Below are 17,704 nucleotides of genomic sequence, written 5' to 3'. Positions count from 1 at the left end.
GCTCTGGTATAAGAGCCGCGGGGTGCTGGCAACGCAGGGGGCGGGCAGGGCATGGAGAGTGCGATCGGTGCGGGGTACCGGCCGTCCTGGCGACGTGGCCTTCGAGCATGGCCGTGGTTGGCGCTGCTCATCGCCATCGGCGTCTTGCGCGCCACCAACCGGTATCTTGTCGACGCGGCCGACAGCCATCCGTCGCTGTTCACGCCGACGCTGATCGACGAACTCACGAGTTCCCTGAGCTTCGGCGTTTTTCTGCCAGCCCTGTTCCTGATGCTGCGGCGCATGCCACGCAGCTGGTTCGCGCATGCCGCCTTGTTCATCACGCTGTCGATCGCACAGACCAGTCTGATGATCGTCCTTCGACAGATCGTGTTCCGCATGGTGGACATGGCCGGGTTCGCGGATTTCCCGACGCGATGGCGTTATCTCATGGATATGCCGACGCAGCTGTTCTTCTACGTGGTGATCGTGGCCGGCGTATGGCTTTTCGACCGTTACAGGGAAGGGCAGGCGCGCGAACTGCGGGCCGTGCAACGGGAGTCCGCGCTGTCCGAGGCGCGGCTCGATGCCCTCCGCCTGCAGCTCAATCCGCACTTCCTCTTCAACACGCTCAACGCGGTGTCGGAGTTGATGTACGAACGGCCACGCGTCGCCGACGAAATGCTTTCACGTATCGGCGAGTTGCTGCGCAACACCTTATCCGCATCCAGCCACGAGCACAGCCTGGCCGAGGAATGGCGCCTGGTGTCCCTCTACGTGGACATCCAGCGCGCGCGCTTCGGCGACGGTTTCGATGTGCAGGTCGACACGAATCCCTCGCTCGATGACCTGCGCATTCCCTTCCTGCTCCTTCAGCCCCTGGTGGAAAACGCCATCGAGCACGGCGGTTCCCCCGACGGCCTGCGCGTGCGGGTGGATGCGTCGCGCGAAGCGGGGCGGCTCACGGTTCGCGTGCGCGACCACGGCGGCGACGCAACGGGCAGGCCCGGCCATGGCATCGGCCTGGGCAACGTCGGGGCGCGGCTCCGTCAGCTCTACGGCGAGGAAGCGGGTATGCGGCTCGACCTGGTGGCCGACGGTGGCAGCATGGTCAGCGTCTGGCTGCCGGCCAGGCGCTGGGAGGCCGCGTGAACCTGCGCGCGATCGTCGTCGACGGCGAGGCACCTGCGCGTGCCAAGCTGCGCCGCTATCTCGCCGAAAGCGAAGGCGTGCAGTGGATAGGCGAGGCTTGCGATGGCCGCGAAGCGGTCAGGATGATTCAGCGCGACCGCCCCGACATGGTTTTTCTGGACATCGGCATGCCGGGCCTCGACGGTTTCGCCGTCCTGCAGGCCCTGGGCGATCCCTTGCCGGCGGAGATCGTGTTCGTCACCGCACACGACGACCAGGCGGTCCGCGCTTTCGAGGTGCATGCCTTCGAATACCTGTTGAAGCCGGTGGGGCCGGAACGTTTCGCCCGCACCTTGGCGCGCCTGCGCGCCAAGGTGGCACCCGCGCTCGGCATCGCCGGCCGGCTGGAGGGCTTGCTGGGTGACGCACCGCCCCCCGCGCGTTATCTCGACCGCCTGCTGTTGCCCTGCGGAGACGCCGCCGAACTCGTCCACGTCGAGCGCATCGATCGCATCGAGTCCGATCGCCACTACCTGGACGTGTATGTCGAGGGTACGGCCCACCGATTGCGCGGAACACTCGATGCGACCCAGGCCCGCCTGAATCCAGGGCAATTCGTGCGGGTGAATCGTTCGACGATCGTCCGTCTCGACGCGATACGCGGCATCCAGCCCTGGCCGGATGGGGAGCGGCGGCTCCTGCTTGCCGACGGCGCACGGATCACCTGGACGCGCCGCTATCTCGCGAACTTGCCCGAAGGCCTCTCCCTCGGGGCCTGAACCCGGCCGTGGGTGCGGCCCCGGCAGCGCTTAGCAGCGCTTAGCCGACGGCTTCGGAAGGAGCGAGGGACAGCAGGTCGGGCATGCGATCGATCACGGCCACGGCGCCGGCGCCATACAGGTCGAGCGACTTCCGGTAGCCGTAGCTCACCAGGACGAAATCCATGCCCGCATCGCGCGCGGCGAGCACGTCGCTTTCGGAATCGCCGACCATCAGGCTCCGCTCGACAGGTACATGGGCTTCGCTGGCGAGATAACGCAGGGGCACGCCGCTGGGCTTGCGCTCGGGCAGGGTGTCGCCACCGACGATGCCGTCGATGAAGGGCAGCATGCCGCGCACTTCCAGCAGGGGGCGAACGAATTCCTCGTTCTTGTTCGTGCATACCGCCAGTTTCACGCTTTGCGCGTGCAGCGACTTCAATGTCTCCACGACGCCGTCGTAGGCGACACCGTCCAACGCCGTCTCCGCATAGTGATCGAGGAATCCCGGCATCACCTCGTCGATATCCACGTCGCTGCCTGCATGGCGGAAGGCATAGGTGATGAGCTTGCGCGAGCCTTCGCCGATCCATCCGGTGATCTGCGCCGTATCGTAGGTAGGCAGCTTCCAGTCGATCAGTGTGCGGTTCACCGATTCGGCGATGTCCGCGGCGCTGTCGACGAGGGTGCCGTCGAGATCGAAGATGACGAGGGAATAGGGGAAGGCCAAGGCGTCGCTCCGCGCGAAAGACACCGATTCTACGCTTTCGACGGGGCGAGCCCGTGATTCAGCAACGCCACCGCGTGCCGTGTGATCTCCCCGGCACCGATGTGCTTGCGCAGCGGGTCGTCCTTCCATTTGCGCCGCGCGGTCATCGGCAGCACCGTCAGGCTGAGTACCGAGGTCATCAGCAGGGCAGGGTCCAGCGCTTTGTTCAGCCGGCCCTCGTCTTGCCAGCGGCGGATGGCATCGACCAGGGCGACCTGCCGGCTGGCCTTGACCCGCTTGCGCAGATGTTGCTTGAACAGGTCGTGGTCGTTCAGCAGTTCGCCGAAGAACACCGGGCCCATCCAGGCATGCTCGGCGGCCAGTTCCACGAAGCGCTCGGCGAGGCTCGCGAACGCCGCGATGGGATCGTTGGCGTGGGTCTGGAAGATGTCGTCGATGCGCGCCCGCATCGGCGCGATGTGTTCGTCGAAGATCGTGTCGAACAATTGCTCGCGTGTCTTGAAGTAGTAATGCACGGCCGCGGGGGTCATGCCGGCGGCACGCGCGATCGCGGCGAGCGTGGTCGCCGTGTAGCCCTGCCGCGCATAGAGTTCCAGGGCGATGCCGACCAGGCGTTGGCGCTGGTCGGGACCATCCGGCTGCGCGGGGGGCCGCCCAGGGCGGCGGGCTTTGCGGGGAGTGGAAGTGACCACGGTGTCTCCGGGAATCGAATGACCGCATGGATACCATGAACGGCCGGGCATTTGACCTCGCGACGTGATGGACATATATTAACTCATCACTTAATTAATTGCAGGCGATGCGACGTGACGACTGAAACAGTCCAGGATGCAGGCCCGCCAGTGCCTTCGCTGCGCCTGCTCTTCACCGCACTCATGCTGGTGATGCTGCTCGCCGCCCTGGACCAGACCATCGTCTCCACCGCGTTACCGACCATCGTGGGCGAGATGGGAGGCTTGAGCCAGTTGTCGTGGGTGGTGACCTCGTACCTGCTGACGTCGACGGTGGTCGTTCCGCTGTATGGCAAATTCGGCGACCTGTTCGGCCGCAAGATCGTCCTGCAGACGGCCATCGTCATCTTCCTGATTGGTTCCGTGCTCTGCGGCCTCGCGCAGGACATGACACAGCTGATCCTGATGCGCGCCTTGCAGGGGCTTGGTGGCGGCGGCCTGCTCGTGGTGACCATGGCGTCGGTGGGCGACGTGATCCCGCCTGCCGAGCGTGGCAAGTACCAGGGATTGTTCGGCGGCGTTTACGGACTCGCCACGGTGATCGGCCCCTTGCTCGGGGGGTTCATGGTCGATCACCTTTCGTGGCGCTGGATCTTCTACGTGAACCTGCCACTCGGCGTGCTGTGCATCGCGGTCATCGCCGCGGTGTTCCATCCGCACGTGCGCCATGTCCGTCACACCATCGACTACTGGGGCGCGGGCTGGTTGGCGCTGGCATTGAGCTGTCTCATCCTGTTCACCACCGAGGGCGGTACCACGTTGCCATGGGATTCCGCGCAATTGTGGTTCATCCTCGCGTTCGCGGTGCTCGGCGTGGTCGGTTTCATCTACGAGGAAAGCGTCGCGGCGGAGCCGATCATCCCGCTGCACCTGTTCCGTCATCGCACCTTCCTGCTGAGCTGCCTGATCGGATTCTTCGTGGGCACGGCCTTGTTCGGCTCTACGACCTACCTGCCGTTGTACCTGCAAGTGGTCAAGGGCGTGTCGCCGACCGGTGCGGGCTTGCAGCTGCTGCCGCTGATGGGTGGCGTGCTGGTCAGTTCGATCGTCAGCGGACGTCTCATCAGCCGGTTCGGCCGGTACCGCGTCTTTCCCATCCTCGGCACGCTGATCGCCGGGATCGCCCTGGTCCTGCTCGGCACGGTGCGCGACAGCGACCCGCTGTATCTCATTTATCTCTACGCGGGCTTCCTCGGCCTGGGCCTGGGCATGGTCTTGCAGGTGTTGATCCTCGCCACGCAGAACAGCGTGGAGATGAAGTACCTCGGCGTGGCGACATCGGGCGTCACCTTGTTCCGTTCCATCGGCGGTTCCATCGGGGTGTCGGCGTTCGGCGCCATCTTCAGCAATGGATTGCAGTCGCGATTGAACGACGTGATGCCGGGAGGTCAGCGCACGCAACACGCGCTCGGGCCGGACGCCGTGCGCTCACTGCCGCCGGCGATCCACGATCGTTACCTGCACGCCTTCGGCGCCTCCCTGCATACGGTGTATCACGTGGCGGCGGCGGTCATGGCGGTGGCGTTCGTGCTGGCCTGGTGGCTGCGCGACGTACCGCTCCGTCGCGCACACTGAATGCCTGTAGGAACTGAATACCTGTAGGAACTGAACGCCTGTAGGAACTGTCACGGAACCGGCTCTGGTGGGAAGCCGCTTCAGCGGCGATGGGTGCTTGCCTCGACCTGGCCCGCTGCCGCGGGATCGCCGACAAAGTCGGCTCCCACCAGAGCGGCTCCCGCCAGAGCAGCGGCCGCAGAAGTGGCGTGTGCATTTCCGGCAGGGATGGCGGGCAGATGATGTTTGTAGCCATCAGGCGACGTAGTATCGGTCGGCCCATGCGCCGCGGCGCTGGGCAAAAAGCGTTATTCCTTACGATCAAACACCGTGCGATCCACCAAGGAGTTCCCCGCTATGACGAACCATGTGTCGCAGTTCGATACTTCGACGAAGGCCCGTGCCTTCGCCCGCCTCAGCGCCTTCGAAGTGGCCCCGGCTCCCGAAGACGACAAGGGCGGCCTGTTCCTGACCATCTATACCGATCCGGATCGTCCGGAGCCTGAGGTCGGCATCATCGGCGGCTGACACGCCTCGTCCGCTCCCGCGCCCCGCACCCGCGGGGCGCTTCGTTCCGGGAGATTCCCATGCGTCGCCCCCTCATCCTCGCTCCTTCGAGCGATCCGCATGCATGCGCACTGGCGTGGGCAATCCGGCAGCAAGGCGTCGAGCCGGCATGGATGCCGTCGTTGCGCGCGGAGCGCGGCGTCCACTACAGCGTCCACACGGCGAACGACGGTACGTCGTTCAGCGACTCGTCGCTTGTCGACGACAGCATCAGTGCCGTATGGAACAGGCGCATGCATGACCCGGTGCCCGATTGCGCGGAGGCGGACAGAAACTTTGCGACGTGGGAATGGAAACTGTTCCAGCGCAACGTCTTCAGCCTCGAAAACGCCTACGGTGGAGCCCTGTGGGTAAATGGACTGGCGGCATCGCAGCGGGCGGAATTGAAGCTCGTGCAACTCGATACCTGCCGGCGCCTGGGCATTCCGTTCCCGGAAACGCTGGTGACCACCGACGCCACCGAGGTCGCAGGGTTCATCCGGCGATGGGGCAGGGTCGTGTTCAAGAGCTTTCTCGTGCACCAGTGGGAGGAACGGATCAGCGGCAGGATGCACGCCGTGGGTGTCAGCTTGCTCGACGGTGACAGCGAATTACCTGCGGAGGCCATCGCGGTCTGCCCCGGCATTTACCAGCGCTATATCGAGAAGCGCTACGACGTGCGCGTCACCGTCATAGGCGATCGCCTGTTCGCCGTGAGCCTGGGCAAGGGGGCGAGCGGGGCATATGTGGATTGGCGTGGACAGGCCAAGGATCCGGCATTCCGTGCCGAAGCGATCGTGTTGCCTTCCCCTGTCGAGGAAAAGCTGCGTTTCCTGATGCACGAACTAGGCCTTGTTTTTGGATGCATCGACCTTGCTGTCGACCGTGACGGCGACTTCTACTTCCTTGAAGTGAATCAGGCCGGCCAGTTCCTTTTCATCGAGGATATGGTGCCTGAACATCCGGTATTGCGAAGCATGACGGCCTTGCTTCTCACCGGCCGTCCGGACGCCCCCACCGGGGATTTGCGACCGGTATCGATGGATGCGTTCTGGGAGTCGGAAGCCTACGCGGCCTTGCGCGACGGCGTGGAAACGCGCCCACCCGAGCGTCCGTTGTTCACGCTCGAATAGCGTTTACGATTCGCCCTTCCGTATTTGCGCACTAGATGTTTTGCGCGCAGGCCACGCTTCTGATAAAGACGCTACCTGAGTACCACCTTGCGGGGTGGCGATACGAGCCAGGAGGGCTTTGCGATGGTCACGGAAGACATGGTGAATACATGCGTCAGAACCTACTACTCGACATTGGCGGGCGTCAGCTTTCGGATACTGGGTGAGCTGGACGCGACGCGCGTTGGGTACCTCACGGGCCTTTATGCCGAAGGCTTCAAGCCTCGTATCGATTCTCTGCACGCCACGAGCGGATACAACGTGGCCGCTCGTGCCTTCCAGTGCGCGCGTGGCGCCGGCGCGTATCAGTTTCTTATCGACCGGGTGACGTTCGTGGAATGGGACGGCGATGTCTGCATCGCGGTGAAAGCGACGCGGCAGGCTCCTAACATGGTCTCCGCGGAATTCCTGGAGGTCTTCGTGGCTAGCCTGGATGGCGAAAATCTCTTGATCAAGCAACAGTCATACAACGAAAGCACGTTCGTCCGCTAGTCCGACAGGCCCGGTGCGCGCGGCTATCCGAATGTAAAGGAATAGACCTGGATGCCGGGGTCGATAAACTCGATCTCGACATCCCGGTCGGTAATCTCACCTGCCTGGCGAATCAGCTGGTACATCTTTGGCGTGGTCACCGTGCCGCCGCCATCGGCGGCGACATCGACACCGTGACCGGCACCGGGAGGCTTGCCGTCGATGAGCACCCGGAAGCGAACGGACGCGCCGTTCGACGACGGGCCCATCACAAGGTGGACGTCACGCGCATGGAAACGGAAGACGATGCGGGCACCGGCCTTGTCGGAGCGCGCTGATTCTTCCTTGACCGTCCAGTCACCCACCAGACCCCAGTTGCCTGGCGACAGGCCATCGGGACGGACATACGTCTTGCTCCGGCCCTGTTCCATGCCGCCGGGCGAAGAGAAACCATCGGTACGGCCGTAGCCGACATAGGTTTCCTCCGTACGAAGCTGGGCCCAATCGGCTTGTGCCTCGACACCCTTGGATACCACCTTCGCTCCCGAGGGCAGATCGGTGTGTCCGGCTTCGGCCAGCAACTGCCTGATGATCGCTTCGGTCCGGTCGTACTCGCCTTCACCGAATACATGGTGACGGATGCGGCCCTGGCTATCGACGATATAGAGCGCGGGCCAGTATTCGTTGTCGAAGGCGCGCCACACGGCATGGTCGCTGTCGACGGCGACCGGATAGCCAGGGGCGATGTCCTTAACCGCGGTTCGCACGTTGTCCAGGTCTTTCTCGAAACCGAATTCCGGCGAATGGACGCCGACGACGACGAGGCCATGGTTTCCGTACCGTGCGGCCCACGCGCGCAGATAAGGAATCTGCCTGAGCGAATTAATGCAGGAATAGGTCCAGAAATCCACGAGCACCACCTTGCCGCGCAAGGCCCGGGACGACAACGCGGGGGAGCCGAGCCAGGTGGTCGCGCCGGAAAGCGAAGGCATGCGGCCTTCGACGGGCAAGTCGATCGCCGCGGCCGCCGGTGTGGCGTCGTCGCGGCAAACCGCCGTATAGGGAAATGCGGCGGCGAACGCCAGCGAGATCGTCAGGAATATGCGTGGTTTCATGGAGCGCTCCGGTACCCATGCGCATGTCACTACAATCCGTATCCGATCTCTTGGAGCGGCGTGCCCTGGCCACGATGCGTCAGCGTGGCTCGCCCTGGGGGAGCAGACGGTCGTACTCCCGTTTCACGACGGCATAGCATTCACAGGTGCGCCGTTCCAGGCCGTCGCGATCGAGCACGGTGATGTGCCCGCGCTTGTAGTGGATCAACCCGGCGCGCTGCAAGTGACCGGCAGCCTCCGTCACGCCTTCACGGCGCACGCCCAGCATGTTCGCGATGAGTTCCTGGGTCATGAGGAGTTCATCGCCGTCGAGGCGGTCGAGGCTGAGCAACAACCATCGGCACAGTTGCTGGTCGAGGGAGTGGTGTCGATTGCAGACCGCGGTCTGCGACATCTGCGTGATGAGGGCCTGCGTATAACGGAGCAGCAGGTGAAGCACCGGTCCCGCGCGGTTGAATTCCCGGAGCATTGCACTCGCTTCAAGCCGGAACCCCTTTCCCGCGCTCTGGACCAATGCCCGGCTGGGAGTCGATTCGCCCCCCATGAAGAGTGATATGCCTACGATCCCTTCATTGCCGACCACGGCGATCTCCGCCGAGGCGCCGTCCTCCATCACGTAAAGGAGGGAAACGATCGACGTGGCGGGAAAGTAGACATGGGTCAAGCGCACGCCCGGTTCGTACAGCACTTGCCCGAGTGGCATGTCGACGGGTTCGAGCCGGGGCGTCCACAGTGCCAGCGCATCGGCTGGCAGCATGGCGAGCAAATGGTTTTCGCGCGGATCGGGAGTCGAGGCCATGTGCTTTCCTCCATGGGGTCCGCTGGGGGAGTCTACTACCTTGGTGCGCCAGCGCACCGACAAACGCGTCCGCGATAGTGCAGAGTGGGCGTCTGCCCGGCGTCCCGGGCCAAAGGGTGCCATGATTCTTTTTTCCCGGCGCACCACGATGAAAGCGCCCACCGCCGAACGCGAACCCGCGCTCCGCTCCGAACTCTTCAACGCCGACCAGCTCGAAGCCCACGGATCCGTACTGGCGGCCCGTCATGGACTCGCGCGGAAGCGATCCCCGGAATGGCTACTCCCACGCCTGGCGGACAACGAAGCCGTCATACTCGAAGCCTGCCGGGCGCTGACGACCGTGGACCGCAGCATGGAGGGCACCACGCCCGCGGGCGAATGGCTGCTCGACAATCTCTACCTCATCGAAGAACACATACGGATCGCCCACAAGGATTTCCCCAAGGGATACAGCCGCGAACTCGTCCAGTTGGAAAGTGGTGCCTCGAAGGGGCTGCCGCGCGTCTACGACATCGCGCTGGAGGTGATCTCGCACGGTGACGGACGCCTCGACGCGTCAGGCCTCGCGCGCTTCCTCGTAGCCTACCAGGCCATCGTTCCGCTGACCCTCGGTGAGCTGTGGGCGATTCCCATCATGCTTCGCCTGGCCTTGATCGAGAATCTCCGGCGCATCGCCGTGCGGGTGATGCTCGACCGGTCCAGGCGGCGGCGCGCCACGCGCTGGGCGGATGCCATGACTCGCATGGCCGTGGACGATCCCAAGAACGTCGTCCTGGTGGTTGCCGACATGGCACGGTCTTCCCCGGTGATGAGCGCGCCTTTCGTCGCGGAACTCGCGCGACGGTTGCAAGGGCAGGGGCCGGCGCTGGCCATGCCGCTGGGCTGGGTGGAACAGCGGCTTTCGGAGTCCGGCCGCAGTATCGACTACCTCGTGCAAGTCGAGTCGCAACAACAGGCCGCCAATCAGGTTTCCGTCGCCAACAGCATCGGCAGCCTGCGTGCGCTCGTGACCATCGACTGGCGCGACTTCGTCGAGGAGGCCAGCCTGGTCGAGGCGATCCTGCGTGAGGACCCCGCGGCCATTCATCAGGCCATGGATTTCGCCACGCGTGATCGTTACCGGCACGCCGTGGAGCGGCTCGCCCGCACGGGCCCGCACGATGAAGTGGCCACGGCGCGCGCGGTGCTGGCGGCCTGCCTGCGCCCGGGCAATGACGGCCTGGCGACGCATGTGGGCTATCACCTCATAGGTGCCGGCGCGCGCGCGATGGAAAACGAGCTTGGTGCACGGCCCGGTTTCGCCGCGCGTTGTCGGCGTGCCTTCGATACGGCACCCTTCGCTTTCGCCCTGTTTGCCCTGGTGGTACTGACGGCGGTGCTCGCACGTGGCGTCATTGCAACGGCATCGGTGCCATCGGTGCCGGCCTGGGCGTGGGCGGGCCTCGTCCTCGGGGCATCGCTCGTGGCGAGCCAGCTTGCGATCAGCCTGTTGAACCTCCTGGCCACGCTCGTCACCAAACCCGACTTCCTGCCACGGATGGATTACGCCGCCGGCATACCGGCCACGGCGTCCACGATCGTGGTGGTGCCGACGTTGCTGGGTTCCGTGGAGGATGTCGAGGCCGTCGTGGAGTCGCTCGAAGTGCGCTTCCTCGCCAACCGTGACACCTCCCTGTACTTCGCCTTGCTCACCGACTTCACCGACGCGGACTCCGCCTCGATGCCCGGCGACGCGGCGATTCTCGATTCCGCGCATCACCTGATCACGGCGCTGAACGAGAAATACCCTTCATCGGGCGAGGACCGCTTCTTCCTGTTCCACCGGCCACGAACCTGGAGCGCGACGCAGCGCCGCTGGATCGGATCCGACCGCAAGCGCGGAAAACTGGTGGCGTTGAACGCCTTGCTCCGCGGCGAAGGCGCGGATGCGTTCATGCGCGTGGTGGGACGCTTATCCGGCCTTCCGCCAGTCCGTTACGTGATCACGTTGGACACCGATACCCAGCTGCCGCGCAACACGGCGCACCTGCTGGTCGCCGCGATGGATCATCCGTTGAACCGGCCGGTGTTCGCCAGGGAGGGGGCGAAGGTGCTTTCCGGGTATGGAATCATGCAGCCTCGTGCGGGCATCGCCCTGCCGGCCCGAGCGCGGTCGACTTTCGCACGCCTGTATGGCAGCGATGCCGGCATGGACCCTTATACCCGCGCCGTCTCCGATGTCTACCAGGACCTCTTCCACGAAGGCTCGTTCATCGGCAAGGGTATTTACGACATCGACGCCTTCGAGCGTGCGATGGCCGGCCGGCTGCGCGACGAGCGCGTCCTCAGCCACGACTTGATCGAAGGATGCTTCGCTCGCTCGGCCTTGCTCAGCGACGTCACCGTCTTCGAAGAAACGCCCGAGAAATACGTCGACGACACGCTGCGACGCCATCGCTGGATACGTGGCGACTGGCAGCTCTTGCCCTGGTTGCTGCCGAAGGTTCCCACGATGTCCGGCTGGCGGCGGAACGACCTGTCGGCCCTGTCGCGCTGGAAGATCCTCGATAACCTGAGGCGCAGTCTGGTACCGGTGGGCGCCGTCGCACTGCTCGTCGCGGGTTGGACGTGGATCCATCCGACGACGACCTGGACGCTGGCCGTGCTCTCCATGACGTTCGTGCCCGTGCTTCTCCAGGCCCTCATGGAGACGTCGCGCAAATCGCGCGACGTCGATTGGTCGCAGCACCTTCGCGTGTCGCTGGCGGGCGCGGGCCAGCACGGGGCGAGGCTCGTGTTGTCGATGGCATGGTTACCCCACGAGGCGGCGTTCGCGCTCGATGCGATCCTGCGCTCCGTCTGGCGAATGACGGTGAGCCGGAGGTACCTGCTCGAATGGCGCTCGTCGAGCGAAGTCGAACGGCAGGGGCGCGGGTCGCGGGCCGTTCCATGGCGCGCGATGTGGGCGGGCCCCGTGCTGGCGATCTCCCTGGCCGCGGTCCTTTCGTTCGTCCGGCCATCGGCGCTGCCGGTCGCCTCGCCGTTGCTTTTCCTGTGGCTGTTGTCGCCAGTACTCGCGTGGTGGGTGAGCCGTCCGAAGGTCGAGGCCGCCTTCGTACCGAGCGACGCCGAACAACGCTTCCTTCGTGGGCTGGCGCGGCGCACCTGGTCCTTCTTCGACGAGTATGTCGGGCCTGAGGATCGCTGGCTTCCGCCCGACAACGTGCAGGTGACACCGGAACCCATCGTCGCGCGGCGCACGTCGCCCACGAACATGGGCCTGGGCCTTCTGTCCTGCCTCGCAGCCTACGATTTCGGTTTCATCGGCATGACGCGTCTCGTCCGCCGGACATCCGCCACGCTCGAGACGATGCGCTCGCTCGAGCGGCATCGCGGGCACTTCTACAACTGGTACGCCACCGACACGCTCGCACCGTTGCGTCCGTTGTACGTCTCGAGCGTCGATAGCGGCAACCTCGCCGGACATCTGCTTACCTTGCAACGCGGCTTATTGACACTCGCGGATGAGCCGGTCTTCCGTATCGCGTCGCTATCCGGCCTGCGCGACGCGGTGGACATACTCGCGCATGAAGCCGGCGCCGACGCAAAAGCCGGTCTCGACGCCTGGTCGACAGACTTGTCGAACGCGGTGAACGCGCCCCCGCGAAACCTGCACGACGTACTCTCCCTGGCGATACGCCAGGACGGGCACCTGCGCGCGGCGACCGCGCGGCTGGCGCCGGTGGCGTCGGCGGAGGTGTCATTCTGGCTCGAACGTCTGACGGTGCAATGCGAAGAGTTGGTATCCGATGCGCGGTACTGGCAAGGCGCTTCCGGCACCATCGAGGGGATCCCGACGTTCGCCGCGCTCGCGAAGGCCGGGGATGGAAGCCCGGCCCACGCCCACGCGGCGACGCTCGTGAACGATGTAGCGGCACTCGCGGCGCTCGCCAACGAGTTGTCCGTCATGGACCACGCCTTCCTCTACGACGAGCGCCGGCACCTGTTCTCGATCGGGTACGACGTGGAGAGACACACCCTCGATCCCTCCTTTTACGACCTCCTGGCATCGGAGGCCCGGCTGGGCAGCTTCGTCGCCATCGCCCAGGGCCAGGTGCCCCAGGACAACTGGTTCGCGCTGGGCCGGTTGCTGACGACATCGGGAACGTCCACGGTGCTGTTGTCGTGGACCGGATCGATGTTCGAGTACCTGATGCCCATGCTGGTCATGCCGAATTACGAAGGAAGCCTGCTGGCGCAAACCTGCCGCGCGGCCGTCGCGCGACAGATCGCCTATGGCAAGCAACGCGATGTGCCATGGGGGGTTTCCGAGTCGGGCTACAACGCCGTCGACGCCCATGGAACGTATCAGTACCGGGCCTTCGGTGTCCCGGGACTGGGACTCAAGCGTGGACTGGGCGACGACATGGTCGTCGCGCCGTATGCGAGCGCGCTCGCGCTCATGGTCGCGCCGGAGCCGGCGATCGCGAACCTCCGGCACCTCTCGGATCTGGGCATGGTGACGCGCCACGGCATGTACGAGGCGGTCGACTACACGCCCGCCCGTGTTCCACCGGGTCAAGGCGCGGCCGTCGTTCGTTCGTTCATGGCGCACCACCAGGGCATGGCGTTGCTCGCCATCGAACATCTCCTGCTCGGCGAGCCCATGCGTCGGCGTTTCGAGGCGGACCCCGCGGTGATGGCCACGAGCCTGCTGCTCCAGGAACGCATTCCGCGGACGGTGGCCGGCTACCTGCACGCCACCGAGTTCGCCGAGGCGGCGATCGCGACGCCGGCCCCTGAAGCACGCCTGCGCCTGTTCACCGAGCCGGACAGGTCGCGGCCCGCCGTGCAATTGCTTTCGAACGGCCGCTATCACGTCATGGTCACCAGTGCGGGCGGTGGTTATAGCCGAAGAAACGCCATGGCGGTCACGCGTTGGCGCGAAGACATCACGCGCGATGCGCACGGCATGTTCTGCTACGTGCGCGATACGGAATCGGGTGAGGTCTGGACGACGTCGTACCAGCCCGTGGCCCGGCGCACGGAGCGCTTCGAGGCCATTTTTTCAGAGTCCCGGGCGGAGTTCCGCGTTCGCCAGCGCGGATTCGAAACCCATACCGAGATCGTCGTCTCCCCCGAGGACGACATCGAACTCCGCCGCACCCGCGTGACCAATCACGGGCGTTCCCGCCGAACCATCGAGCTGACCAGCTACGCCGAGGTGGTGTTGGCCGATCCGGTCGGTGACGCGATGCATCCGGCCTTCAGCAAGCTCTTCGTGACGACCGAGATCGTCACGGAGATGCAGGCGCTGCTGTGCAAGCGCAGGCCGCGATCCGCCGACGAGCAGGTCCCGTGGATGTGCCATCTCGTCGCCGTGCACGATGCCGATGTCGATGCCATATCGTACGAGACCGACCGTTCGCGGTTCATCGGCCGGGGACGCAGCACCGCACATCCGGCCGCCCTTGACCCCGGCGTCACCAGCCTGTCGGGAAGCGATGGCGCCGTCCTCGATCCCATCGTGTCGATCCGTGTATGCGTGACGCTCGACCCGGGACAGACAGCGACGCTGGACTTCGTCACAGGCGTCGCGGACAGCCGCGACGCCTGTCTGCGCCTGATCGAAAAGTACCGCGATCGTCACTTGTCGGATCGCGTGTTCGACCTTGCCTGGACCCATGCCCAGGTGCTGTTGCGCCAGGCCAACGCCACGCTCGCGGATGCCCAGCTCTATGAACACATGGCCACGTCGATCCTCTACCCGAATATGGCGTTGCGGGCCGAGCCCTCGCTGATCGCGGCGAACGCGCGGGGCCAGTCCGGGCTGTGGGGCCAGGCCGTGTCCGGCGACCTTCCGATCGTCCTGCTCCGGATCGGCGATATCGCCCGCCTGGACATCGCCCGCGACCTCGTCCGGGCGGCCGCGTACTGGCGGCTGCGCGGGCTCGTCGTCGACCTCGTGATCTGGAACGAGGACAGCACGGGCTACCGGCAGGCGTTGCACGACGCGCTGACCGGCCTGCTGGCTTCCGGCACCGAGGCCAGCCTGCTGGACCGGCCTGGCGGCGTCTTCATCCGCGCGGCGCAGCCGCTCTCCCACGAAGACCGCATGGTCATGCAGGCGAGCGCGCGCATCGTCGTGGTGGACAACCTCGGTTCGCTGGCCGAGCAGATGGAGCGCCACCGGCTGGAGTCGCGGCCGTCACCGCCCGACGCGGCCACATGGCCGCAGAAGCCGGCATCACGGCAGCCCGTGCAGACGACGGCGGCGGGTGCGTTCTCGGCGGACGGCAGCGAGTACGTGATCGACCTGGAGCCGGGCGCGGTCACGCCGGCGCCCTGGTGCAACGTGCTCGCCAACCCTTCGTTCGGCAGCGTCGTCTCCGAGAGCGGTTCCGCGTATACATGGGCCGAGAACGCCCACGCTTGCCGGCTGACCCCGTGGCACAACGACCCGGTCGAGGACGCCGCAGGCGAAGCCATCTACCTTCGCGACGAAGCCAGTGGCCAGGTATGGTCGCCGAGCCCGCTGCCTGCGCGCGGCAACGGCCGTTATACGACGCGTCATGGTTTCGGCTACAGCATCTTCGAACACATCGAGGGAGACATCCGCTCGCGACTCGACGTGTTCGTCGCGGTCGACCTTCCCGTGAAGTTTCACGTGCTGCGGCTCACCAACGAAGGTGACGCGCCCCGGCGCATATCGATCACCGCATACGTCGAGTGGCTGCTCGGTGACATCCGGGAGAAGAACGCGATGCACGTGGTGACCGATATCGACGCTTCCACGGGCGCGTTGTTCGCACGCAACGCCTACAACAGCGACTTCCCCGGACGCGTCGCCTTCCTCGACGTGGGCGATCCGGAGCGCAAGGTCGGTGGCGACCGCACCGAGTTCCTGGGGCGTAACGGAACGCTGGTGTCTCCCCTGGCGATGCGCCGGCAGGACTGGTCGAACCGCGTCGGCGCCGGGCTGGATCCGTGCGGCGTCCTGCGCGTGGAGGTATTGCTGCCGCCCGGCGAGTCGCGCGAGGTCGTCATCCGTCTCGGCATGGGCGCCAACGAGGCCGAGGCGCGAGCATTGGTACGCCGCGGGCGGATGGACGGCACCGCCGACGGGGTACTCGCGGCGGTGCGCGCGCACTGGCGGCGTGTACTGGGCGCGGTACGGGTCGAAACGCCCGATCCGGCCATGGACGTGCTCACCAATGGCTGGCTCCTGTACCAGACGATCGCGAGCCGGATGTGGGCCCGCAGCGGCTACTACCAGTCCGGAGGCGCGATCGGTTTTCGCGATCAGCTGCAGGACTCGATGGCGCTGCAGCATGCCGCACCCGCCATGGCCCGGTCGCAGCTCCTGGTGTGCGCCGCGCATCAGTTCGTCGAGGGCGACGTGATGCATTGGTGGCATCCACCGACCGAGCGGGGCGTGCGCACGGCGTGCTCCGACGATTACCTGTGGCTGCCTCTGGCGGTGAGCCGGTACGTCGCCAGCAGCGGCGATAGACCCGTATTGGACGAGACGATCGAATACATCGAAGGACGAGCACTGCGGGCCGGCGAGGAATCCAACTACGACCTGCCGCGCCCGTCCGGGATGAACGCGACCCTTTACGGACATTGCGTGAAGGCGATCGAGCACGCGATGCCCCGTGGGCGCCATGGACTGCCCTTGATGGGCGGCGGCGATTGGAACGACGGCATGAACCTGGTGGGCATCGAAGGGCAGGGTGAGAGCGTATGGCTCGGCTTCTTCCTCCACCATGTGCTGTGCGAGTTCGCCGTGACCGCGCGAGGCCACGGTGACCTGGCTTTCGCGGACCGTTGCCTCGCCGAGGCCGCCAAGCTGGCGATCAGCCTCGAGTCGGAAGCATGGGATGGTGACTGGTACCGCCGGGCATGGTTCGACGACGGCACTCCGTTGGGTTCGGCGGCGAACGAGGAATGCCGGATCGATTCCATCGCGCAGAGCTGGTCGGTGCTGTCGGGCGTCGCGAGCCCCGGGCGCGCAAGGCAGGCGTTGGCCTCGCTGGATGCCCACCTGATCGACCAGGACGCGGGCCTGATCCGGCTGCTCGATCCGCCGTTCGACCGGACGGCGATGGAGCCCGGCTACATCAAGGGCTACGTTCCGGGCGTGCGCGAAAACGGCGGCCAGTACACGCACGCGGCCGTATGGGCGGCGATGGCCTTCGCCCGCATCGGGCAATCCGACCGGGCGTGGGAACTCGCGCGCATGATCGCGCCGTCCAGCCACACGGAGGGGACGGCTTCGATCGAGCGATACAAGGTGGAACCCTACGTCGTCGCCGCCGACGTCTACAGCGTCGATCCCCATGTCGGACGTGGCGGCTGGACCTGGTATACGGGCTCGGCGGGCTGGATGTACCGCCTGCTCGTGGAGTCCCTCCTGGGCGTGCGCCTCGATGGCGGCAAGCTGCGTTTCGAACCGGCCGTACCCGCGGCGTGGACGGGATACCGCGTGGAGTATCGCCACGGAAACACGACCTGGGACATCGACCTTCGCCCCGCGCAAGAGGGCGAGGAGGCCTGCGTCCGCTTCGATGGCGACCTCGTCGATGGTGGCCGGCTCGAACGAATCGACGACGGGCTTCGACACAGCGTGCAGGTGACATACCCGCCCCGCTAACGATGGCCTAACGCGATGGCGACCAGCCTCACGACAGAGCGCATGTTCGCGTCGTCTGGAGTCAGCGCCATGGGCATGAAGAA

At 65.6% G+C, this 17,704-nt stretch carries 11 protein-coding genes; 7 read left to right on the top strand and 4 right to left on the bottom strand.

Annotated elements, in window-relative coordinates:
- Positions 1-51 precede the first annotated feature (51 nt).
- Both QFZ41_RS00840 and QFZ41_RS00835 read left to right on the top strand, forming a co-directional pair.
- Positions 52-1,131: a sensor histidine kinase gene (locus QFZ41_RS00840; RefSeq protein ID WP_429197005.1), complete on the top strand. Its 1,080-nt coding sequence runs from the start codon at positions 52-54 to the stop codon at positions 1,129-1,131.
- A complete protein-coding gene (locus QFZ41_RS00835; RefSeq protein ID WP_429197003.1) occupies positions 1,128-1,889 on the top strand; it encodes a LytR/AlgR family response regulator transcription factor in 762 nt (253 codons plus the stop codon). Before QFZ41_RS00840 ends, QFZ41_RS00835 begins: the two co-directional genes overlap by 4 nt.
- Positions 1,890-1,929: 40 nt before the next feature.
- On the opposite strand, the gene QFZ41_RS00830 is transcribed toward QFZ41_RS00835, so the two are convergent.
- Both QFZ41_RS00830 and QFZ41_RS00825 read right to left on the bottom strand, forming a co-directional pair.
- Entirely contained in the window at positions 1,930-2,598 is a 669-nt protein-coding gene (locus QFZ41_RS00830) for an HAD hydrolase-like protein (RefSeq protein WP_429197001.1), read from the bottom strand.
- A gap of 29 nt (positions 2,599-2,627) precedes the next feature.
- Entirely contained in the window at positions 2,628-3,290 is a 663-nt protein-coding gene (locus tag QFZ41_RS00825) for a TetR/AcrR family transcriptional regulator (protein WP_429196999.1), read from the bottom strand.
- 114 nt (positions 3,291-3,404) lie between these two features.
- Between QFZ41_RS00825 and QFZ41_RS00820 the strand changes: the two genes are divergently transcribed.
- The 4 genes from QFZ41_RS00820 (at position 3,405) to QFZ41_RS00805 (ending at position 7,093) form a co-directional block, all read left to right on the top strand.
- On the top strand, positions 3,405-4,904 hold the full coding sequence (locus QFZ41_RS00820) for an MDR family MFS transporter (protein WP_429196997.1): 1,500 nt from the start codon (positions 3,405-3,407) through the stop codon (positions 4,902-4,904).
- Positions 4,905-5,240: 336 nt separating this feature from the next.
- Positions 5,241-5,411, top strand: a complete 171-nt coding sequence (locus QFZ41_RS00815; RefSeq protein WP_429196995.1) for a hypothetical protein — start codon at positions 5,241-5,243, stop codon at positions 5,409-5,411.
- A 59-nt stretch (positions 5,412-5,470) separates the two neighbouring features.
- Positions 5,471-6,562 carry an ATP-grasp domain-containing protein gene (locus QFZ41_RS00810; protein WP_429196993.1) on the top strand — a complete coding sequence of 364 codons (1,092 nt, stop codon included), beginning with the start codon at positions 5,471-5,473 and terminating at the stop codon, positions 6,560-6,562.
- A 123-nt stretch (positions 6,563-6,685) separates the two neighbouring features.
- Entirely contained in the window at positions 6,686-7,093 is a 408-nt protein-coding gene (locus tag QFZ41_RS00805; RefSeq protein WP_429196991.1) for a hypothetical protein, read from the top strand.
- A gap of 23 nt (positions 7,094-7,116) precedes the next feature.
- Here QFZ41_RS00805 and QFZ41_RS00800 read toward each other — a convergent pair whose 3' ends face one another.
- Together QFZ41_RS00800 and QFZ41_RS00795 are read right to left on the bottom strand one after the other, a co-directional pair.
- Positions 7,117-8,187, bottom strand: coding sequence for a redoxin domain-containing protein (locus QFZ41_RS00800; RefSeq protein ID WP_429196989.1), 1,071 nt, complete (start codon positions 8,185-8,187; stop codon positions 7,117-7,119).
- 79 nt (positions 8,188-8,266) lie between these two features.
- A complete protein-coding gene (locus tag QFZ41_RS00795; RefSeq protein ID WP_429196987.1) occupies positions 8,267-8,986 on the bottom strand; it encodes a Crp/Fnr family transcriptional regulator in 720 nt (239 codons plus the stop codon).
- Positions 8,987-9,134: 148 nt separating this feature from the next.
- Here QFZ41_RS00795 and QFZ41_RS00790 point away from each other — a divergent pair, with 148 nt between their 5' ends.
- Positions 9,135-17,621: a GH36-type glycosyl hydrolase domain-containing protein gene (locus QFZ41_RS00790; protein ID WP_429196985.1), complete on the top strand. Its 8,487-nt coding sequence runs from the start codon at positions 9,135-9,137 to the stop codon at positions 17,619-17,621.
- The last annotated feature ends 83 nt before the right edge of the window (positions 17,622-17,704 follow it).

This window comes from Luteibacter sp. W1I16 (assembly GCF_050434905.1).
Classification (GTDB): Bacteria; Pseudomonadota; Gammaproteobacteria; order Xanthomonadales; family Rhodanobacteraceae; genus Luteibacter.
This window is presented reverse-complemented; position numbering and strand designations above follow the sequence as displayed.